General features: G+C 70.3%; 16 protein-coding genes and 2 pseudogenes. 9 read left to right on the plus strand and 9 right to left on the minus strand.

Features of this window, described 5'->3' with window-relative positions:
• Window positions 1-147: 147 nt before the first annotated feature.
• Together NDW01_RS05770 and NDW01_RS05775 are read right to left on the minus strand one after the other, a co-directional pair.
• Window positions 148-1,056 carry an RNA polymerase sigma-70 factor gene (locus NDW01_RS05770; protein WP_252817271.1) on the minus strand — a complete coding sequence of 303 codons (909 nt, stop codon included), beginning with the start codon at window positions 1,054-1,056 and terminating at the stop codon, window positions 148-150.
• 172 nt (window positions 1,057-1,228) lie between these two features.
• A complete protein-coding gene (locus tag NDW01_RS05775; RefSeq protein ID WP_252817273.1) occupies window positions 1,229-2,752 on the minus strand; it encodes an MFS transporter in 1,524 nt (507 codons plus the stop codon).
• A 552-nt stretch (window positions 2,753-3,304) separates the two neighbouring features.
• Between NDW01_RS05775 and NDW01_RS44225 the strand changes: the two are divergent.
• Both NDW01_RS44225 and NDW01_RS05780 read left to right on the plus strand, forming a co-directional pair.
• Window positions 3,305-3,436, plus strand: a pseudogene (locus NDW01_RS44225) (MBL fold metallo-hydrolase); the annotation flags it as partial.
• 424 nt (window positions 3,437-3,860) lie between these two features.
• A complete protein-coding gene (locus NDW01_RS05780; protein ID WP_252817275.1) occupies window positions 3,861-4,229 on the plus strand; it encodes an MBL fold metallo-hydrolase in 369 nt (122 codons plus the stop codon).
• A 72-nt stretch (window positions 4,230-4,301) separates the two neighbouring features.
• Here NDW01_RS05780 and NDW01_RS05785 read toward each other — a convergent pair whose 3' ends face one another.
• From NDW01_RS05785 to NDW01_RS05800, 4 genes are all read right to left on the minus strand, one after another.
• A complete protein-coding gene (locus tag NDW01_RS05785) occupies window positions 4,302-4,520 on the minus strand; it encodes a hypothetical protein (protein ID WP_252817281.1) in 219 nt (72 codons plus the stop codon).
• Between the two features lie 128 nt (window positions 4,521-4,648).
• Entirely contained in the window at window positions 4,649-5,380 is a 732-nt protein-coding gene (locus NDW01_RS05790) for an SDR family NAD(P)-dependent oxidoreductase (protein ID WP_252817283.1), read from the minus strand.
• A gap of 429 nt (window positions 5,381-5,809) precedes the next feature.
• The gene (locus tag NDW01_RS05795) at window positions 5,810-6,316 is read right to left on the minus strand and encodes an EF-hand domain-containing protein (RefSeq protein WP_252817284.1); all 507 of its coding nucleotides are present in this window, start codon (window positions 6,314-6,316) and stop codon (window positions 5,810-5,812) included.
• Window positions 6,317-6,597: 281 nt separating this feature from the next.
• Window positions 6,598-8,046, minus strand: a complete 1,449-nt coding sequence (locus NDW01_RS05800; RefSeq protein ID WP_252817285.1) for a non-reducing end alpha-L-arabinofuranosidase family hydrolase — start codon at window positions 8,044-8,046, stop codon at window positions 6,598-6,600.
• Between the two features lie 604 nt (window positions 8,047-8,650).
• On the opposite strand from NDW01_RS05800, the gene NDW01_RS05805 reads away from it, so the two are divergent.
• Genes NDW01_RS05805 through NDW01_RS05815 form a run of 3 tightly spaced genes read left to right on the plus strand, consistent with a single transcriptional unit; the run spans window position 8,651 to window position 11,466 of the window.
• Complete coding sequence (locus tag NDW01_RS05805; RefSeq protein ID WP_252817287.1) at window positions 8,651-9,277, plus strand: helix-turn-helix domain-containing protein; 627 nt, start codon at window positions 8,651-8,653, stop codon at window positions 9,275-9,277.
• A complete protein-coding gene (locus NDW01_RS05810; RefSeq protein ID WP_252817289.1) occupies window positions 9,270-10,676 on the plus strand; it encodes a pyridoxal phosphate-dependent decarboxylase family protein in 1,407 nt (468 codons plus the stop codon). Before NDW01_RS05805 ends, NDW01_RS05810 begins: the two co-directional genes overlap by 8 nt.
• A gap of 52 nt (window positions 10,677-10,728) precedes the next feature.
• On the plus strand, window positions 10,729-11,466 hold the full coding sequence (locus NDW01_RS05815; RefSeq protein WP_252817291.1) for a cation diffusion facilitator family transporter: 738 nt from the start codon (window positions 10,729-10,731) through the stop codon (window positions 11,464-11,466).
• A 327-nt stretch (window positions 11,467-11,793) separates the two neighbouring features.
• Here the strand turns inward: NDW01_RS05815 and NDW01_RS44230 are convergent.
• Window positions 11,794-12,267 (minus strand): annotated as a pseudogene (locus tag NDW01_RS44230) (FUSC family protein); the annotation flags it as partial.
• 271 nt (window positions 12,268-12,538) lie between these two features.
• Window positions 12,539-15,334, minus strand: a complete 2,796-nt coding sequence (locus NDW01_RS05820; protein ID WP_252817293.1) for a helix-turn-helix transcriptional regulator — start codon at window positions 15,332-15,334, stop codon at window positions 12,539-12,541.
• Window positions 15,335-15,504: 170 nt separating this feature from the next.
• On the opposite strand from NDW01_RS05820, the gene NDW01_RS05825 reads away from it, so the two are divergent.
• Genes NDW01_RS05825 through NDW01_RS05840 form a run of 4 tightly spaced genes read left to right on the plus strand, consistent with a single transcriptional unit; the run spans window position 15,505 to window position 18,359 of the window.
• On the plus strand, window positions 15,505-16,419 hold the full coding sequence (locus NDW01_RS05825; RefSeq protein WP_252817294.1) for an MBL fold metallo-hydrolase: 915 nt from the start codon (window positions 15,505-15,507) through the stop codon (window positions 16,417-16,419).
• Between the two features lie 20 nt (window positions 16,420-16,439).
• A complete protein-coding gene (locus NDW01_RS05830) occupies window positions 16,440-17,933 on the plus strand; it encodes a carboxylesterase/lipase family protein (protein WP_252817296.1) in 1,494 nt (497 codons plus the stop codon).
• Window positions 17,934-17,973: 40 nt separating this feature from the next.
• Window positions 17,974-18,198, plus strand: a complete 225-nt coding sequence (locus NDW01_RS05835; protein WP_252817298.1) for a Rid family hydrolase — start codon at window positions 17,974-17,976, stop codon at window positions 18,196-18,198.
• Window positions 18,198-18,359, plus strand: coding sequence for a RidA family protein (locus NDW01_RS05840; RefSeq protein ID WP_252817398.1), 162 nt, complete (start codon window positions 18,198-18,200; stop codon window positions 18,357-18,359). The genes NDW01_RS05835 and NDW01_RS05840 overlap by 1 nt, the downstream gene beginning before the upstream one ends.
• A gap of 146 nt (window positions 18,360-18,505) precedes the next feature.
• Here NDW01_RS05840 and NDW01_RS05845 read toward each other — a convergent pair whose 3' ends face one another.
• Window positions 18,506-19,888, minus strand: a complete 1,383-nt coding sequence (locus tag NDW01_RS05845; protein WP_252817300.1) for a non-reducing end alpha-L-arabinofuranosidase family hydrolase — start codon at window positions 19,886-19,888, stop codon at window positions 18,506-18,508.
• Window positions 19,889-20,244 lie beyond the last annotated feature (356 nt).

Here is a 20,244-nt window from a genome sequence, read left to right on the forward strand (position 1 = left end):
GTCCGGGGGCGGGTGGCGCTGTTCGCCGTGGCGTGGCCACCGACGGTCGGGATCGTCCGCACGCTGTCCTCACTCCGGTCGGGTCGCCAGTTAAGACAGGACAGTCCTTCCTGTTGTGACCGCCCTCTCGCGTCCGGAAGGACGATGTCAGGCGGCGCCGGACGCTGCGGTGATCTTGCCGGGGTTCATCATCCACAGGACCTGCTCGATGCCATCGTCGGAGGCGTCGACGGTGAGGACCGTGAACAGCTCGCCGTCGCGGTGGAGCAGGGCGGCCGTCTGCCCGTTCACGCCGGCCCATCGCACGTCGACACCGGTCCAGAACCGGTCCGCGAACGCTCTGACGTACTTGGCGACGCGGACCGCGCCCACCACGGGGAAACGAGACGCCCGGGCGGCGCCGCCGCCATCGGAGTAGCTGACCACGTCCGCGGCGAGGATCTTCTCCAGAGCGGCGAGGTCGCCGGTGCGGGCCGCGGCGACGAAAGCGGTCAGCAGCCTGCGCTGTTCGGCGCCGGTCACCGGTGCCCGGCGCTCGGACCGCAGGTGCTTACGGGCCCTGCTGACGAGTTGCCGGGCCGCCGCCTCACCGACCTGGACGATGTCCGCGATCTGGGGATAGGGGTAGTCGAACGCTTCGCGCAGGACGTACGCCGCGCGTTCGGTGGGCGAGAGCCTCTCCAGGAGGAACAGCACGGCGAGGCTGAGGGCCTCGCCGCGTTCGGCACCGAGGTACGGGTCTGCGCTGGTGTCGACGGGTTCGGGAAGCCAGGGACCGACGTAGGTCTCGCGCCGGACCCGTGCCGACTGCAGGACGTTGATCGCCAACCGGGTGGTCGTCGTCGCCAGGAACGCGGTCGGGTCGGCCACGGTGCCGCGGTCGTAGGACTGCCAGCGCAGCCATACGTCCTGCACCAGGTCCTCGGCCTCGGTCGCGCTGCCGAGCATCCGGTACGCGATGCCGAACAGGCGCGGCCGTACGCGGGCGAAGACCGCCATGGCCTCGTCGAGGTCCGCCGGCCCACCCGGATGGTCCGCCGACCCGGTGCCGCCCACAGTGATCGCCTCCCTTTCGGGTCGCCGGACTGGCTCTGGCCCATTCTTCCCCCTGGTCAGCTAAGACAAGACAGCCCGGCGATCTGTGACACCACGGTGATCACGTGCGAAGCACCCGCGACCTCGACGGCGACGTCCTGTCTCGCCTTCGAGCGGCTCTGGGGCCGGCCTGTCAGGCCGGGGCGGTGACGGGGGCGGGGGCCGCCTGCCGGTCGGTGGATTCACGCAGCCACAGTGCGGTGGTGAGAGCGGCCGCCAACGCGGCGCAGGCGCAGATGATCAGGCCCAGCGAGTATCCGTGCGAGAGCGCGCGCAGGGCGGCGGGGGCGGCTGCGGGGATGGACAGGACCGCGAAAGGCCCGCCGGCGGCCGCGGCGTGGCCGGCGGCCGCCGTCGTGTCCGGCGCGAGACCCGCCAAGCGGTGCGGGAGGTCGGAGCCGGCGGCACCGAGCGCCACGGCGCTGACGATCGTGGGGCCGATGCACATACCGAAGTCCCGGGCGGTGCTGATCGCGGCGCTGGCCATGCCGGTGGCCGAGAGGGGGACCGCCGAGATCGCGGCCGAGGTCATGGCCGAGACCACGAACAGGAAGCCGACGCCCTCCAGCAGGAGCGGTCCGACGTGCGCGCCGAGCGAAGAGGTGGTGACCGGGGTGGCGGCCAGCCAGAACTCGCCCATGGCCAGCAGCACCAGGCCACCGGTGACCAGCCGGCGGGCGCCGAAGCGACGCATGGCCTTGGGCAGCGCGGGGCCGAGGACACACGGTACGCCCTGCAGGACGATGAAGAACGCGGCGGCGGCGATCCCCGTCTTGTGCTGCAGCGCGCCGATCCGGATGCTCAGCACGTAGACGCTGCCGAGAAAGGAGAACATGCCGATGACGGCGGCGAGCGCCGCGGCGCTGAAGGCGGGGATGCGGAACACGGCGAGGTTCAGCATCGGCGCCGGTGCCCGGCTCTCGACCACCACGAACGCCACCAGCCCGGCCACTCCGATGGCCAGCAGGATGATCACCGAGGTGGACCAGGAGCTTCCCGCGCCCTGCACGATTCCGTACAGCAGGCAGAACATCCCGATGGCGATGGTGCTCTGCCCCGCCCAGTCCAGTGACCGGCCCTCCGGCTGGCGAGACTCGGCGGCCAGCAGCGCGGTCGCGAGAAGGCTGAGCACCGCGAGCGGGGCGATCGCGTAGAAGGACAGGTGCCAGGAGGCGTTCTCGCTGACCGCGCCGCTGATGATGACGCCGAGCACGGTGCCGATCGACATCGACAGGGTCCACAGTGCGACGCCGCGGGAGCGTTCGTGGTCGTCGCGGGCGCTGGCGACGGCGATGGCCAGCGACGTCGGGATGAGCGCACCCGCGCCGATCCCGGAGATCGCCTGCCCGGCCCACAGCAGTTGCACGGTGTGCGCCGAGCCTGCCACCAGGGAGCCTGCGGCCAGCAGTGCCGTGCCGGCCAGCATGACCCGGCGGCGGCCGAGCAGGTCGCCCAGGACCCCGAAGCTGAGTTCCAGGATCGCGGTCGGCAGCAGGAACGCCGACGTCACCCACGCCAGGCCGACACCGGTCGCGTGCAGTGACGTTTGAATCTCGCCGTTGATGGGGGCGGGGATCACGTTGGCGATCTGCGCCAGCATGATCGCGAAGCAGGCGGCGGCGAGAGTGCCTCCGGCCGACCGGGGCGGTTTGACCATGGCCGCCATCATGTGGCCGCCATCACGACTTGTGGAATCGATCTGCCGTATGGTCACCATCCACGGCCTGGATGGCGGCCGGCTCCGCAGATCGCCATGCCGCGCTTCCCGGAGCCGGCGGTACGACCGGTCTGAAGGGCTGTAGCGGGAGTGAGTATTCATTCCGTGGATGGTCTGGATCCGGAATCACGATCACCTGCGGTCTGGTGCTGCCACGGTGCCCCTGCTTCCTTTGGTGGCACCCCTGGCCCGAGTGAACGCCGGGCACCATCAGTCGGCCGAGAGTTGATCCCGTGTGCACCTGCGCATCCCATCTCGCTGAACGCCCCACCGGACACGCTGCGCCCGAGACCCCGGTCTCCGCCTCCTGGGCCGGCCGTCGCGCGGTGCTCAGGACCGCCGTTCTCGGAGGCGGCGCGGCCGCGCTCGCCGGCCGCACAGGCCGCGCCGGGCGGCCGGCGCCCCGGCCGCCGCGGCACCGAACTGTTCCTCCTGGGGACGGCCGCTGGACCGCCGCCCCTCGCGGCCCGTACCGGTATCGCGTCCGCGCTGGTGGTCAACGGCCGCACGTACGTGATCGACGCCGGACGAGCGGCCGTCACCCAGTTCATGCGGGCCGGGCTGTCCATGCCGTCCCTCACGGCGATCTTCGTGACGCACCTGCACGCCGACCACACCGTGGATCTGTTCTCCTTCCCGCTGCTCAGCGCCGGAGTCGTCGGCGCGCAGGGCTTCCAGAAGCCGATCGAGGTGTACGGGCCCGGCTCGGCAGGCCGCCTGCCCGCCGGTCCGCCGCCCGGCTCACACTGGGTCGAGGCGGACGATCCCGTTCCCGGCGTCGCCGAGTTGCTGCGCCTGTCGAACGCGGCGTTCGCGTACTCCACCAACGGCTTCATCGCCGAGCACATGGGCAGCGACATGGCCGACTACCTCCGGGTCCACGAGATCCAGCCGCCCGCATCGGCGGGGGCCAGCGCGTCGAACACCGCGCCGGAGATGGTCCCGTTCCCGGTGATGGAGAACGACGACCTGAAAGTCACCGCGATCCTCGTCCCGCACGGACCGGTGTTCCCCCGCGCTCGCCTACCGGATCGAGACCGGAGACGGCGTGATCGTCTTCTCCGGCGACACCGCCCGCACGCCCAACATCCCGCGCCTGGCCGCCGGCGCCGACATCCTCGTCCACGAGGCCTTCCACTGCGACGCCGTCGCCGCGATCGGCTATCCCCCCGCGGTCGTCGAGCACATCGGCACCGTCCACACCGAGGTGGGCGATCTGGGCGCGATCGGCGTCGAATCGGGAGCCCGGCAGATCGTGATCAGCCACATCTCACCGGCCGACCCGTCGGTCCTCTCCGAGGCCGCCTGGCAGAGGGCCGCCGACCGCAGCGCGCAAAAGGCCCGCTACCGCGGCCGCATCACCCTGGGCAACGACCTCGATCGTTTCCCGGTCGCCAGGCCCAGGACAGGGAGGTAACACCGTCCGGCGGCACCACCGCGAGTGCCCGGAGCCGCCGGACCACGCCCGCGCGGTCGGCTGCGCGTCGTGTCAGGCGGGATTCGTCACCATCGCGGCGATCCGGGCCTGCAGGGCTGGCACATCGCCCGGGTTCCGCGCCAGCGTCCACTGGACGATCTGCCGTGAGGCCTCGACGACGGCTTCGGCCCTGGGCACTCGGCGGTCCGTGAAGGACTGGAGAAGCGTGTCGTCCAGGTGGTCGGCCGCGACCAGCATCTCGGTGAGGACCTGGGCGTCTTCCAGAGCCATGGCGGCGCCCTGCGCGAGCGTGGGGGACAGGCGTGAGCCGCGTCACCGATGAAGAGCACACGGCCCCGGTGCCAGGAGCCCGTCGAGAAGGTGCGACACGACCGAGTCGCTCATCGTCGATGCGTGAATCACTTCAGGGAGATCCCGGTGAACTGCGTCAACTGCCCGAGCAGGGCGTCCTGGAAACGCTCGTCGCCCGCAGCGGGATGAGGCCTGATGCGCTCCTGATGGTGCCAGTAGCCGCCGCTGGTCAGCGCCAGCGGATCCTCGCTGGTGGCGAGCCACTCCTGGGTGAGGTGTCCGAGCCGCAGGTCGTCCGGGGCGCCGGGGCCACCCATGCGGGTCGGCACCCAGCCCGGGTCGACGGCGTTGCTGAGCACCTCGGGCCACAGCCTCGCGACGGCGAGGGCCAGTGCGGTCACGAACAGCTTGCTGTCGGAGTAGCTCCCCGTCTGACGGCGACCGCTCCAGTCCATCCCCTCGACCACCGCGCGACCCGACCGGTGCATGCCGCTGCTCAGGTACACCAACCGCGCGGGTCGGTCCACCAAGGCCGTGAGCGCGTAGGGCGCCACGACGTTGACCGGCATGACCTGGGAACCGGAGTAGACACCGGCATTGTGGATCACCGCGTTCATCGGTCCGACGTCGTTGGCCTGCTCGGCGACCTCCCGGACCTGCCGAAGGTCCGCGAGGTCGCCGACGACGGCCCGGGCGCCCGACTCCAGCAGGTCGCGGACAGCGGAGAGCCGGGCCTGGCTGCGCACGTGCACGACCACCTCATGGCCGTCCCGCATGAGGGTCTGCGCGGCGGCCAGCCCCAGCCCGTCGGCCGAGCCGGTGATCAACACCCGACTCATCGCGCGTCCTTGCGCCACTGCATCACTCTCATGGTGCTCAGTCTGCCCGCCGGCGGCTCTCCAGCGGCCCCGGCCGGGCTTGGGAGCGGTTCGCGTGTCGTCGTGCCAGGCCCGCAGCCGTCCCGGAGAGCGGGGGAGGACGCCGAGTGACGGCGTCCCCCGCGCCCGGGCGGGACTCGGGGCCGATGGGGACCTCGGTCAGCAGCGGGAGCACCTGCGCGCTGGTCAAGGCCCGGGCGCGCAGACCGGTGTCGAAGGTGACCCCGAGCCCGGTACAGGCGATCTCACACAGAGGTCCGAGCTTGTCGCGACCGCCGTGGGGCCGTCGGGCGACGTAGCCGCTGCGGGCGCGGCCGACCAGATCTGACCAGCGGGCTGCGGTACCCGGCGTGATCCCGGATGTAGCCGCCGGCGTGATACCTGTCCTGATCAAGCATCAGGCGGTGTGACGAGGACATGGCCGGGGATGTCGGTGCGCTCGGAGCTGTACCAGTCCACGATCGCCGCGGCCCAATGGTCGACCGGGATCCGGCCGTCGCCTGATTCGTCCAGCTCCTCGAACACGGCGGCGCTGTTGGCCTCCGCGAACCCGCTCGCGGTCATGCAGGTGAGGAAGTCGTGCCGTTCGACGTATCCGTCGTCGTCCCGGTCGACCAGTGCGGCCACCGAGGTCGCGTACTCGGTCACGGCCCGTGCCGCATCGCCGGGGTCGCCTAATCCGGCGAGGTACTCGGCCAGGCTGACCCGGCCGTCGCCATCGGCGTCGAGGGACGCGCACAGGCCCGCCCAGAAGCGGTGATGCCCGTTGAGAACCGCTTGGCCCTTCGCCGACTGGCGCGGCTCGCCCAGGGCACTGAGCACCTTGGTGGCGAGCCGGTCGAAGTCGGTCTTGTCCAGATAGCCGTTACCGTCGGAGTCGAGTATGCGGAATCGCAATAGCAGTCGTTCGTGGGCGCCGGAATCAACCTGTGCGGACTCGTGGTTCATGGAACCCCCGGATCGCTTATCGTGATCAATAGCGTACATTAAGTAAGCATCCGCGAGAAGCCCCGGTTGGCGTGGCGACCCGGGAGACACCGGTTCGTCCACGGCTCGCCCTTGACCGCGGAATCATCCCCGCGAGCGCTCGCGGGGATGATTCCGCGGTCCACCGGACGGTGCCGGGCTCACCTATGCGTCGGCGGTCGCCGGTTCGTGGGCGTCGTGGGTCTTGTGAGTCAGTGTTGGAGTGTGAGGAGGCCGGGGCGCCAGGGGAGTTGGTCGTAGGGGCCGGTGGCGGTGGGGGATTTGCCTTGGTAGAGGAGTTGGAGGTTGCAGGGGTCGATGGTCATGGTCTGGTCGGGGTTGGTGCGGACGAGGTCGCCGTGGCTGATGTCGTTGGTCCAGGTGGCTCCGCTGTTGGCTTTGCCGGCGAAGGGGTTGGTTTCGCTGGTGGCTTGGGGGGTCCAGGTGCCGTTCAGGCTGGTGGCGGTGAAGGAGCGGAAGTAGCGTCCGTTGGCGCCCATGGCTTCGACGATCATGAGGTATTGGTTTTGGCCTTGGACTTTGTAGACCTGGACGGCTTCGAACAGGTTGGCCGTGGAGTCGCTCATGACGGTGGTGTATGAGGTGCCGAAGTTTCCGGGGAAGTTTCCGATGGGCATGGTGGCGCGGTAGATGTGGCCGTTGTCGCCGGCGAAGAACAGGTACATGTTGGTGCCGTCGCCGATGAGGGTTTGGTCGATGGGGCCGGTGCTGGAGCCGGTGATGCTGCCGGTGAACAGGGGTTGGGGGGTGGACCAGCCGTTGGGGTTGGTGGGGTCGGTGGAGGTGCGGTAGATGAAGGGCCAGGCGCCCCATTGGTAGGCCAGGATCCAGATGTTCTTGGGGGCGAAGTAGAACAGGGTGGGTGCGACGGCGGCTTGGCTCATTCCGGTTTGGCCGGCTGAGGCCATGTCGGACCAGTTGGTGAATGGGGTGAAGGCCATCGAGCCGTAGGAGGATCCCGAGACGTTGGAGGCGTAGACCAGGTGTTTGCCGTTGTAGACGACGTTGGTGAAGTCCTTGAGTGAGACCCACCCGTTCTTCGGTGTCGCCAGTGCGCCTGTCGACGTCCAGTGGTACGTGGAGGGGAGGGAGCAGTTCCCACCGGTCGGAGTCGGAGTCGGGGTCGGAGTCGTGCCCGAAAGGCCGGTCCACTGCTGGTTGGAACCGCCGTTGCACGTCCATAGATCCACCGCGGTGCCGTTGGCCGTACCGGCGCCCGTGACGTCCAGGCACAGTCCGGACTCCACGCCGACCACCGTGCCGTCGGAATTCACCCGCCATTGTTGATTGGTGCCACCGTTGCAGGTCCAGATCTGCACCCGGGTACCGGCGGCGGTCGCGTGGTTCGGCACATCGAGGCACTTGCTGCCGTACACGGTCAACTGGCCGCTGGAGGTCGACGTCCACTGCTGGTTCGCGCCGCCCCAGCAGTCATAGATCTGCAGGTTGGTACCGTCGGTCTGACTTTGGCCCAGCACATCCAGGCACCGGCCGGAACCGACGCCGCGCAGGGCGCCGGTGACGTCGGCCCGAGCCGGGTTGGCGACCAGGGTGACCGCGAGGGCGACCGCGCCCGCGACCACCATGACCAGCATCGCCGTCAAGGTGCGGTGCTCCTTCTTGGTGCGTGCGCTGTACATGGGAACCTCCTCCCGGGTCAACTGCGGGACCACTTCTGGTTGCCGCCGCCATTGCAGGCCCAGAGCTCCACGGCGGTGTCGTTGGCCGTACCTTTTCGCCGGACGGTGCGGGGTGGGTGTCTCATGCCATTCCTTGCGCGAGATGGTGGGGACGAATGAGGCGGGCGACGGGACCGCCAATCGGAGGACGCCGTTGGGATACGGGTGTGGGGTGAAGTGCCGGGACTCGCCTCAGCTGTGTTACCGGTAACACTGGCCGCCACCCTACGTCTGTGCCGACTGTTGTCAATCGCCTGCTGACCGGCTGACCGGGAATGCGGTGCGCGCCACCCGGCGCGGTGGATCCACCTTCTGTCGACCGGATGTCGGAGCGTCAGGTGGAAATGGCGGGGATTGCTGGTAGCGCCTCTGGTCATCAAAAGTCGGGACCCGGGCGGGGATTGCCGATACCGGGGTGCGCAGGGGCTGTCATGGCACCTCGGGGTGCGGTCCCGAGTTGAAAGTTTCACCAGTCTCGGCATTCCGGCCGTCCGGGCCTCAGGGGTGACCGCGATTCGGAGAGAGCATCTCTTCTGCAGCGGAATTCGATCGCTATAGTGGAAGGGTGAGTGAGCGTGATGCTCTGTCCAGCGGCCTGTCCATGGCCGAGCTGGGGGCGCGGCTCCGGGCCGAGCGGCGGGCTCGGGGCATGACCCTGGAACGGCTCGCTGAGCTGAGCGGGGTCAGTCGGAGCATGGTGTCGGAGGTGGAGCGGGGCGCCAAGACACCGACCGTGCTGGTTCTGGACCGGCTGGCGACCGCGCTGGGTACCTCGATCGCCCGGCTCCTGGACGAGCCGGTCCGCCCCGATGCCGTGATCCTGTCCGGAGAGGGGCAATGGGTCGTTCGCGATCCGTCCGGCTGGGAGCGCCGGATCCTTTCCCCCGTCCTGCCGGGCGTCGAGTTCGAATTCATGCGGACCACGCTGGGGCCGGGGGTGGACGCGGGTGAGTTCTCCCCCCATGCCCCGGGGTCGCACGAGTACACCGCGGTGGAGACCGGGCGGTTGCGGCTGACGGTGGACGGCGTGCCGTACCGGTTGGAGGCCGGGGACGCCGCCTACTTTCCCGGCGACCGCCGGCACGCCTTCGCCAATGACTCGGACGACCCGTGTGTGTACTACCTGGCCATGACGCTGGACCGGCCGGGTGACGGGCACCACCGCGCCCGTAGCGGAGGCCGCGATGGATGACCTGCGCCGGGCGGCGCGGCTCGCTGCGGACACGGCGATGGACCACCTGGCCGCCGTGCCCGGCGGGCCGGTGTGGCAGCCGGTCGCGGAGGCGGACCGCCGCTGGCTGACCGGGCAGCCACTGCCCGCCGCCGGCCGGCCCGTGACCGACCTGCTGGCCGATGTGCGCGACCACGTGCTGGCCTACCCCATGGGAAACGGGCATCCCCGGTTCTTCGGCTGGGTCAACTCTCCGCCGTCACCGGCCGGAGTGCTGGTCGCCCCGCTGGCCGCGGCGATGAATCCGAGCTGCGCGGGAGGAGAGCACGGCGGTGCCCTGCTGGAGCGCACCGCCGTGCGGTGGCTGGCGGAGCTCGTGGGCTTTCCACACCCGCCAGGGGCCGGACTGCTCACCAGCGGGGCGTCCATGGCCACGATCATCGCGCTCGCCACGGCTCGGCAGCGGGTGGTCGGTGACGTGCGCGAGACCGGCCTGTACGGGCACCCTCCGCTGGCGGTCTACGTGTCGGCCGAGGGACACAGTTGCGTGCACAAGGCGGCCGAGCTCCTCGGTCTCGGCGGCCGGTACGTTCGCGCGGTCCCGGTGGACCGAGCGTTCCGCATGGACATCGATGCACTACGCCGCCTCATCCGGGCGGATCAGGATGCGGGGATACGGCCCCTGGCCGTCGCGGCGAGCGCGGGCACGGTGAACACCGGGGCGATCGACCCCTTGGGCGACGTCGTCGAGGTCGCGCGCGAGCATGGGCTGTGGTTCCACGTCGACGGTGCCTACGGCGCGCTCGGCGTCCTCGCCGACTCCCCGGACGCCCGCCGCGCTTTCGCCGGGATGGAGCTGGCCGATTCCCTCGCCCTCGACCCGCACAAGTGGCTCGGCGTCCCGGTCGACGCCGGCTGCGTCCTGTTCCGCGACCCGGCCGGTCCGCGGGACGCCTTCAGCCTGGTGCCCCCCTACCTGCGCGAGAGCGGCGCGGACGAGCTGGGCTGGTTCTCCGAGTACGGCCCCGAGCAGACCCGCCCCTTCCGCGCCCTGCGGGTATGGGCCACGATCGCCCATCTGGGACGGGACGGGATCGCCCACCGGGTGCGGCATGGCACCGGGCTGGCCCGCTCGCTGGCCGCCATGGTCGAGGCCGCTGACGACTTCGAGCTGCTCGCTCCGGCCATCACCTCGATCGTCGCCTTCCGGTATCGGCCCGCAGGCCGTGACACGGGAACAGCGGAGGCGCTGAACGAGGCGATCCCGGCCGCCGTGCAGCGGCGCGGACAGGCCTTCATCACCGGCACCCGTCTGTCCGGGGCGGCGGCCCTGCGCGCCTGCATTCTCCATCCCGGCACCACCGAAGCCGACCTTGCTCTCCTCCTCCAGGAGATCCGGGCCGCGGTAAGGGACATATAGGACTACTACTGGGATGTGCACCGACCCGGCGGCCGGCGAACTCGCCATCCCGGTGATCAGCAGCCGGGCCGCATCGTCGTTCACCGGGATTTCCGACAGACTCCACGATGACGAGCGTTTTCCGGTGAGGCAGCGATTGATCATGCAGAGTGAGGCCCGGCTGGTGCGCCGGGGACTGCGGCTGGAATACGTCACGCTCGGCTGGAACGTCGCCGGAGTGGCGCTGTTGGCTCTGGCGGCATGGCGGGCACGCTCCGTCGCGCTGGCGGGATTCGGTCTGGACTCCCTCATCGAGATCGGTGCCTCGGCTGTGGTGGTGTGGGAACTGTCCGGATCGGGAGAGCACCGCCGACGTCGTGCGCTCGCGTTGATCGCCGCCGCGTTCGTGCTGCTCGCCGTCTACTTGAGCGTGCAGTCGACCTGGGTGCTGCTGGTCGGCCACCGCCCGGGCCACAGCATCGCGGGGATCTGCTGGACCGCGACCACCGCTGCGGTGATGTTCTCGCTGGCCTACGGCAAGCACCGAACCGGCATTGCACTGGGCAACCCGGTTCTCCGCACCGAAGGCAGGGTCACGCTCATCGACGCGTTGCTGGCCACCGCCGTACTGGTCGCACTGGTCCTCAACGCCGCCCTCGGCTGGTGGCAGGCCGACCCCGCCGCCGGGTACGTTCTGGTCTACTACGCCGTCCGGGAGACCCTCGCCATCCGCGCCGACCTCACCGCCGGCCGGCCGAGACCGCCGGACCGGCGGGTTTTCGATCCTCCGACCGGTGCACCCGATGCATGATGTCCGGTGCGAGCCGTCGGCAGGCGGCCCCTTCCGGGCGAGGCTCTGCGCGTGGAAGGATGCGGCCTCCACTCGTTCGAGAAGACGTCGGACCCGGACGCGTTCGGCGCGGCGGGGATTGAGCGGATGCACCAAGGGGCGGCAGGCCTTGCGGAAGGCATCCAGCGCCCGGCCGAGGTCACGGTGATCAGGCGCGCGTTCCGGGACATCGGCCCGCGGCGCGGGACACACGATCCGGTCGAGGACGGAGAGCAGCTCCCTCAGACGCGTTTCGGCGACCGCGTGAACGCTCGTGGGGACGACCATCGCGGCTGCCAGAATCCCGCACCCGGCTCCCAGAACGGTCTCCTGGACGCGCAGGAGGAGCAGCTCCGAGGACAGGGTCTGCAGGACTGCGAGCACCATGCTGAGCGAGCCGGTGATGAGGAAGGTCACCGCCCAGTAGCTGTCGGAAGGGGTGGAGAACATCCCGAAGACGCAGACGAGGAGAAAGGCCAGGGCCACGTTCGTGTGCCCGGCGGCCAGGGCGGCGAGGCCGTATCCGAACGGCACCCCGGCCACGGTGCCGACCAGCCGCCGACCGCTCTGCAGCAGGATGTCCCCGGTGTGCTCGGCGTTGATGAAGACGACCCATGCCGTGGCCACGGCCCAGTACCACAGACGCGGGTCGATCAGATGCCCGCCGAGTGTCGCGAGCGTGGCCGCGGCGGTCACCTGAAGGGCCTGCCGTGCGGGAGAGGAAGTAGGCCAGGAAGGCGAAGGTCCCGAGATCGAGACCCCGTTGTCCGAAGCGGCGCGCATAGACCGCGGCGAAGATCAGCAGCAGGAAGGCCAGACGGGACGCGACAGGGAAAGCCGCCAACAGGCCCCGGAGCGTCACGCCGGCAAGGACCACGGGCATCCCGGCGAGCAGAGTACGGAGCTGGTCGCGGGGGTGCGGGTCGCCGATCGCCAGGGAGGTGACCACCGCGGTGAAGCCACGTCACCGCCTCCTCGCCCCCGTGGTCAGTCTGGTCCGAGGGGAAGGCACGCGGTATGCGTCAGGTGACTGCTTCCACGGCCGGGCGCCTGCTCAGTCCTGGCGGCCGGACGTCGTGAGGGTGCCCTCGATGAGGTCGCGCAGCTGGGATCGGGCGGTGATGCCCAGCTTGGGGAAGCTGCGGTAGAGGTGCGAGCTCACCGTGCGAGGGGAGAGGAAGAGCTTCTCGCCGATCTCGCGGTTGGTCAGTCCGCGGGCGGCGAGCCTGATGATCTGCTGCTGCTGGGGGGAGAGTTCGGCGAGCGCGTCGGGGGCGGAGTTCGTGACGGCGAGCCCGGCGGCCCGCGATTCGGCCCGTGCGCGCTCGATCCACGGGCGTGCGCCCAGGCGGCGGAACGTCTCCAGGGCCTCGGTGAGCGGCGCCCGCGCCTCCGCGATGCGCCGCCGGCGCCGTAGCCACTCGGCGAGGTCGAGCAGGCTCTGCGCGCGCTCGAAGGGCCAGTGCTCGAGTACCGGATCAGCCAGGGCCGCCCGGAAGTGCGGCTCGGCGTCCTCGGGGTCCGCCAGCAGGCCGCGGGCTCGGCTGATCAGCGCGCGCAGGCGGGGAGAGGCGTTCTGTGCGAGCGCTCGTGCGGAACGCTCGACGATCGGGCCGACCTCCTCGCGGCGGCCGCAGCGCACCGCGGCGGCGGCCAGATCCGCGAGCGCCGGGTAGGAGGCGTGATAGTGCACGGGCGCGCCGTCCGCCGTGAAGACCATGCGGAGGTGGTCGTACGCGGTCTCGTACGCGCCTTCCGCGGCCGCCGCGGCGCCGAGCGCACGACGGGCATAGACGAAGACCGAGCGGCTCTCCAGCGGATCGATCAGGGTGAGCGCGTCCTCGGCCCGGGCTCGGGCCTCCGCCGCGTCACCCTGGTAGGCCAGTACGGTGGCGTCCACGGTGGCCGCACAGGCCACGGCGTGGTCGAGGCCGGCCCCCCGGCCGATCGCGGTGGTGCGGGCGCAGGCCTCACGGGCCTGGTCCCATCGTCCTCGTTCCACATACGCCCAGGCGACCGCGCCGCCCAGCCCGTTGGGCAGCGCTCCCTCCAGCTTCCAGCGGTCGAACGCCTCGTCGAAGGCACGGACGGCCTGCGGGGTCTCGTCGAGGAGCCACGCCATGATCCCGACGGTGGTGAGGTGCTCCGGCCGGGCCTCCGCGTCGGCGGCCGCCCGCGGGAGCAGGCGGACGAGCCCGGCCCGGTCGTCGAAGGGGTCCGACACGGCCCGCACCCAGGTGCGCGGGCCTGCGTGTGCGGCGTCCTCGGGGAGGCGCTCCAGGATGTCCCGGACGCGGTGGCGCTGGGTGTCCTCTCCTGAGTAGAAGCGGACCACGGCGGCGTCGGCCAGGAGATCCAGTGCTGCGGCGGGCTGGGCGACCGCCAGGTCCTCCGCGGTGTCGGTCAGGCGGGAGAAGACCGTGGTGTGGCGTCCGGTCAGGACCGCCAGCCGTCCGGCCTGCACCGCGGCGGAGGCCAGCAGCGCCCGATCGTCCGTGCGCACCCGCGCCGCGGCGGTCAGTTCCTCGACCCAGGCGAGGTCTCCGGTGAACACGGCCGCTGACGCGGCTTCGACCAGCAGCCGGGCGCTGTCCTCTCGCTGCGGCGTGAGCTCCGCGGCGCGCTGCAGTGCCTTGGCCGCCGCCGCGTGACCCCCGCGCCGGCGGGCCCGGTCGGCGGTCCGCTCCAGCGCCGCCGATACGGCCGCGTCCGGGCGCGGGCACGCGGCGGCCAGATGCCAGGCACGCCGATCCGGTTCGTCCCGCAGCATCTCGGCGAGCGCGAGATGAGCCTCGCGCTGGGCGCCCAGGGACGCCGCGTGATACACGGCGGACCGGACCAGTGGGTGACGGAAGCGGACGTCACGGCCGGTCCGCCGGACCAGGACGGCCCGTTCGGCAGGCGACCAGGCATCGTCCTCGGGGCTCGGAAGCCCGGCCGAGGCGACGATCGTTGAGTCGACGCTGTCCATGGCGGCCAAGAGCAGCAGGGCGCGCCTCGTGGCGGCGGGGAGGTCCTCCAACCGGGCGGCGAAGATCCGCTCCAGATGATCGGTGAGCGGGAGCGGACCTGCGGACGGCAGCCCCGTGGCCGTGTCGTGTGCGGTGGCCGCCCTCGTCAGCTCCACCAGTGCCAGTGGGTTGCCGCCCGCTTGATCGAGGATCAGCGTCCTGATGTGGCCGGTGGGGCTCTTCGGCTGCAGGTCGAGCAGCCGATCGGCCGCGGCGTCGTCGAGCGGCCCGAGGGTAAGCGTCGGCACGTGACGGTCGAATCCCGGGATCTGGTCGCCGCCCCGGGCTGCGATCAGCGTCGTGACCGGTTCACCGTCCAGCCGTCTGACGGCGAACGACAGCACGTCCAGGGAAGCACGGTCGAACCACTGTGCGTCGTCCAGCACCACGAGCAGGGAACGCCGGTCGCCCACGGCCGACAGCAGACTCAGGACGGCGACCCCGAGCGACATGAGACCGGGTGCGCTCGGATGCCGCGGCGTGGCAGACCCGAAGGCGTCCTGGAGCGCGGCGCGCTGCCCGTCCGGCAGTCCGTCCGCCTCGGCCAGCACCGGCCGCAGCAACTGGTGCAGGGCGGAGAACGCCAGGCTCGACTCCGACTCGCTGCCCTCGGCCCGCAGGACGCGGACACCGCCGGCCTCGGCTCGGCGCACCGCACGCCTCAGCAGCGCGCTCTTCCCGGCGCCCGCGTCACCGAGCAGTAGCAGAACCGGGTCGGCCGACGCCGAGTCCACCGCACGGAGGAGGCGTGCCAGCTCCGCGTCCCGGCCGACGATCGGCTCCTCCGGATCCGGCTCCGGTCTCGTGACCGTCCGGAGGTCGCCTGTGTGCTCGTCCACGGAAACTCCAATGAATATGGCTTCTCGATCGGAGCCGCCTTGCCGATGTCTCAGGCTACAAGCCGCCCCGGACCCGGCCCACGCGCAGGTGCAGTCACGTGACGGATACCGCGCGAACAGAGATCGCTCGTAGGGTCCGAGAAAATGCTCGCCGATTCCAGGGATGTCTCATGGAGCAGATCACACTCGGGAACGTCACCATCACCCGAGTATGGGAATACTACGGTTCCGTCGAAATGACGCCCGACACCTTCTTCCCGAAAAGCCCGAAGGAAGTATGGGACGACGGACCCTCCTGGCTGACCCCGCACTTCTTGGATCGCGAGACCAATATCGTGAACTCCGCGATCCAGACCTGGCTGCTGCGCAGCGAGGGCAAGGCCATCCTCGTCGACACCGGAGTGGGCAACCACAAGGAACGCCCGTACTCACCGGTATGGAGCCACCTCGAAACGGGCTTCCTGGCCAATCTCGCACGCGCCGGTGTCCAGCCCGAGGACGTGGACATTGTGATCAATACACATCTCCACGTCGATCACGTCGGCTGGAACACGTATTTGGACGGTCGGCGCTGGGTGCCCACTTTCCCCAACGCCGTCTACCTGATGCCGAAGGTCGACTTCGACTTCTGGAATCCCGAGAACGACCACGAGTCGGTGCTCGGCCGCGGTAACCAGAACGTCTTCGAAGACAGCGTGGCCCCGGTGCACGAGGCCGGCCAGACGGTGCTGTGGGAGGACGGCCACCAGATCGACGCCGACCTCCGCCTGGAGGTCGCTCCCGGGCACACCCCCGGATCCTCCGTGCTGACCCTCACCTCCGGGACGGACCGCGCGGTGTTCGTCGGCGACATGCTGCACAGCCCGGTCCAGATCCTCGAACCCGATTCCAACAGCTGCTTCTGCGAGGACCCCGCGGGCGCCCGCGCCACCCGCCGCAAGGTGCTGGGCTGGGCGGCCGACAACAACGCTCTCGTGATCCCCGCGCATCTGGGCGGCCACGGCGCCGCGGAAGTGGCACGCGAGGGGGACCGGTTCGCCATCAAGGGCTGGGCACCCTTCGCCCCGTACACCGAGCAGGCCTGAGACGCGCGGAGAGGAACCACGTGAACCACCATCCCGACCCCGTCGTGACCACGGTGCAGGGGGTCGTCCGCGGCCTGAGCCAGGGTGACACCGCCGCTTTCCTGAACATCCCCTACGCCGCCCCGCCCCGCGGCGCCGGCCGGTTCGCGCCGCCCCGGCCGCACGAGCCGTGGGACGGTGTACGGGACGCGACCACGCCGGGGCCGAACGCGCCGCAGTCCGAGCGCAGGCTCGGCAGCGTGGACATGGCCCCGTACTTCGGCCCCGGCTGGAGTCGTGGTGAGGACTACCTCACCGTCAACGTCTGGGCGCCCGCCGCCGCCGGCGGCGGCGACCTGCCCGTCATGGTCTTCGTCCACGGCGGCGGATTCGTCGCCGGATCGACGCGGTCCGCCCTGTACGACGGCTCCGCCTTCGCCCGCGACGGCGTCGTCCTCGTCACCCTCAACTACCGGCTCGGCATCGCCGGATTCCTCGACCTCCCCGGCGCTCCCGCCAACCGCGGTCTGCTCGACGTCGTCGCCGCGCTGCGGTGGGTCCAGGAGAACATCGCCGCCTTCGGCGGTGATCCGCGAAACGTCACCCTCTTCGGCCAGTCGGCCGGGGCGACCATCGTCGGGGGCGTCCTGGCGGCTCCCGAAGCCACGGGACTCTTCCGCCGTGCGATCGTCCAGAGCGGCAGCGGCCTGGGCGCGTTCACCACCGAGCAGGCCGCCCGCGTCACCAGGGCGGCAGCCGAGGCCCTGGGCGTCGAGCCCCATGCCGACGCCTTCACGGACGTCTCCGACGACCGACTCGTCGAGGCCGCCTCCCGGCTCGCGGGCATCGACCTGCGATCCGAGACGCACCGCGACCCCCTGATCGGACTCAGCCCCTTCAGCCTGGTCCTCGACACGCAGCCCGCCGAATCCGTCGCCGCCGGCCTCGGCGCCGACGTCGACCTGCTCATCGGGACCAATACCGAGGAGGGGAACCTCTACCTGGTCCCCGTGGACAGGTACTCCACCTCGACCGCCGGCGACGTCGAGGACGCGGCGACCCGGTCGCATCCGGATCCGGCGCGACTCGTCGCGACGTACCGGAAGGCACGGCCCGAGGCGTCCTTCGGTGAACTGCGCTCCGCCATCATGGGCGACGCGCTGTTCGGAGCGGGCAGCTGGGCCCTGGCCGGCGCACACGCCGCTCATGCTCGGTCCGCCACCTACGCCTATGAGTTCGCCTGGCGCTCCCACGCCCTGGACGGAGAGCTCGGCGCCACCCACGCGGTGGAACTGCCCTTCGTGTTCGATCGCGCGCACCTCCCCCGGCTGCGCGGCCCCGCCGCCCTGCTCGGCCCCGACGGGCCCCCCGCGCATCTCGCCGCCCGCATGCACGAGACCTGGGTTCGGTTCGCCAGGACCGGCGACCCCGGCTGGGACCCGTACGACACCGAGCGCAGGGCCACCATGCGCATCGCCGCCGAGTGGATCCAGGTCGACGATCCCCGCGGCCAGGAACGGCAGGCCTGGGGCTGACCCTCGTCCGCCTCCGTACGCACATCGTCGAGGACACACCATGACCAGAACCGTCATCACCACCGAGAACGCCCCCACCTTGGCGGCCCCGCTGTCCCAGGGCATCCGCAAGGGCCCCGTCCTGCAGGTCTCCGGGCAGCTCCCGCTTGATCCGGACACCGGCCAGGTCGTCGGCATCACGGTCACCGAACAGACCGCACAGGCCCTGCGCAACGTGGTCGCCGTGCTCACGGCGGGCGGCGCGAGCCTGCAGGACGTCGCGTGATGCTGCGCGTCTACCTCACCGATCCCGCATACCTGGCCGGGATGAACGAGGCGTACGCGGCGGTCGTCGGGGAGCCCTTCCCCGCCCGCACGACCGTCTGCATGAGCCTTCCGCCGGGGGTGCTCGTGGAGATCGACGCCTTGGCAGTGCTGGACGACTGACAGGGCACGCCGAAGGAGAAGTCGTCCGGCGGCACCCGGAACCGGGCGAGCGGCATCCCCTCTCGCCGGCCTCCAGGGAGTACCCGCCGAGCAGGGATCGGGGGGTGGCCGAGGCGGTCTGCCCCCCGATCATGCCTGGTGGGTGGTCAGTGTTGGAGTGTGAGGAGGCCGGGGCGCCAGGGGAGTTGGTCGTAGGGGCCGGTGGCGGTGGGGGATTTGCCTTGGTAGAGGAGTTGGAGGTTGCAGGGGTCGATGGTCATGGTCTGGTCGGGGTTGGTGCGGACGAGGTCGCCGTGGCTGATGTCGTTGGTCCAGGTGGCTCCGCTGTTGGCTTTGCCGGCGAAGGGGTTGGTTTCGCTGGTGGCTTGGGGGGTCCAGGTGCCGTTCAGGCTGGTGGCGGTGAAGGAGCGGAAGTAGCGTCCGTTGGCGCCCATGGCTTCGACGATCATGAGGTATTGGTTTTGGCCTTGGACTTTGTAGACCTGGACGGCTTCGAACAGGTTGGCCGTGGAGTCGCTCATGACGGTGGTGTATGAGGTGCCGAAGTTTCCGGGGAAGTTTCCGATGGGCATGGTGGCGCGGTAGATGTGGCCGTTGTCGCCGGCGAAGAACAGGTACATGTTGGTGCCGTCGCCGATGAGGGTTTGGTCGATGGGGCCGGTGCTGGAGCCGGTGATGCTGCCGGTGAACAGGGGTTGGGGGGTGGACCAGCCGTTGGGGTTGGTGGGGTCGGTGGAGGTGCGGTAGATGAAGGGCCAGGCGCCCCATTGGTAGGCCAGGATCCAGATGTTCTTGGGGGCGAAGTAGAACAGGGTGGGTGCGACGGCGGCTTGGCTCATTCCGGTTTGGCCGGCTGAGGCCATGTCGGACCAGTTGGTGAATGGGGTGAAGGCCATCGAGCCGTAGGAGGATCCCGAGACGTTGGAGGCGTAGACCAGGTGTTTGCCGTTGTAGACGACGTTGGTGAAGTCCTTGAGTGAGACCCACCCGTTCTTCGGTGTCGCCAGTGCGCCTGTCGACGTCCAGTGGTACGTGGAGGGGAGGGAGCAGTTCCCACCGGTCGGAGTCGGAGTCGGAGTGGGTGTCGGGGTGCCGCCGCCCGAGACGCCGCCCGTGCAGGCGACTCCGTTCAGCGCGAAGTCGGTCGGTACCGGGTTGCTGCCGTTCCAGGAACCGTTGAAGCCGAAGCTGGTGTTCGCGCCGGTGGCCAGTGAGCCGTTGTAGCTCGCATTGTTGGCGGTCACGTTCGACCCGCTCTGCGTGACGGTGGCGTTCCAGGCCTGGGTGACCTGCTGCCCGGCACCGAACGACCATGTCAGCGTCCAGTTCGACACCGGGTCGCCCAGGTTGGTCACGGACACGTTCGCGCCGAAGCCTCCCTGCCACTGTGAACTGATCGTGTAGTTGACCTGACAGCCGGCGGCCGCGTGCGCGGATCCGGGGAGGACGATGACCGCCGCGGCCAGCGCGGCGGCCGATGAGGCCGAAGCGACGGGGCCCCACCGGCGGAGTCCCAGCAGACGATTCATGGATCTCCTCGCGAAGGGGGTCGCGTTCGATATATCGAACGCGACGCGAAATACGGAATGGTGATTCAGGGGGGAAGTATGAGCGGCGGAGCGGTCACGTCAAGGCGCTCGACGCCGCGGCGCCGGGAACATGCACAACGGTCCTGGCGGGGGAACGCAACGACCGGCGACTCGATGAATATCGATGAAAACAAGTGAAACGTGGCGGCAATGAATCGCCATCGTGTCATCGCGAGGGCCCGGCCGTTCTCGTGTCTCGCCCGGGTCGAGACGTGAGGCCGAGCGCGGGTCCGCCCGGGGTGCTCAGGCGAGCGAGGATCCGCCCACACGGCGTCGGGGGCCCCCCCCGGGGGGCG

This window comes from Actinoallomurus soli (assembly GCF_024055715.1).
GTDB lineage: Bacteria > Actinomycetota > Actinomycetes > Streptosporangiales > Streptosporangiaceae > Actinoallomurus > Actinoallomurus soli.

What these genes read in the sequence shown, in the direction of transcription:
- NDW01_RS05775 (WP_252817273.1), bottom strand. Translation starts at nt 2,752, where the DNA reads ATGGTCAAACCGCCCCGGTCGGCCGGAGGCACTCTCGCCGCCGCCTGC.
- NDW01_RS05785 (WP_252817281.1), bottom strand. Translation starts at nt 4,520, where the DNA reads ATGGCTCTGGAAGACGCCCAGGTCCTCACCGAGATGCTGGTCGCGGCC.
- NDW01_RS05790 (WP_252817283.1), bottom strand. Translation starts at nt 5,380, where the DNA reads ATGAGTCGGGTGTTGATCACCGGCTCGGCCGACGGGCTGGGGCTGGCC.
- NDW01_RS05800 (WP_252817285.1), bottom strand. Translation starts at nt 8,046, where the DNA reads ATGTACAGCGCACGCACCAAGAAGGAGCACCGCACCTTGACGGCGATG.
- NDW01_RS05810 (WP_252817289.1), top strand. Translation starts at nt 9,270, where the DNA reads ATGGATGACCTGCGCCGGGCGGCGCGGCTCGCTGCGGACACGGCGATG.
- NDW01_RS05825 (WP_252817294.1), top strand. Translation starts at nt 15,505, where the DNA reads ATGGAGCAGATCACACTCGGGAACGTCACCATCACCCGAGTATGGGAA.
- NDW01_RS05835 (WP_252817298.1), top strand. Translation starts at nt 17,974, where the DNA reads ATGACCAGAACCGTCATCACCACCGAGAACGCCCCCACCTTGGCGGCC.
- NDW01_RS05840 (WP_252817398.1), top strand. Translation starts at nt 18,198, where the DNA reads ATGCTGCGCGTCTACCTCACCGATCCCGCATACCTGGCCGGGATGAAC.
- NDW01_RS05845 (WP_252817300.1), bottom strand. Translation starts at nt 19,888, where the DNA reads ATGAATCGTCTGCTGGGACTCCGCCGGTGGGGCCCCGTCGCTTCGGCC.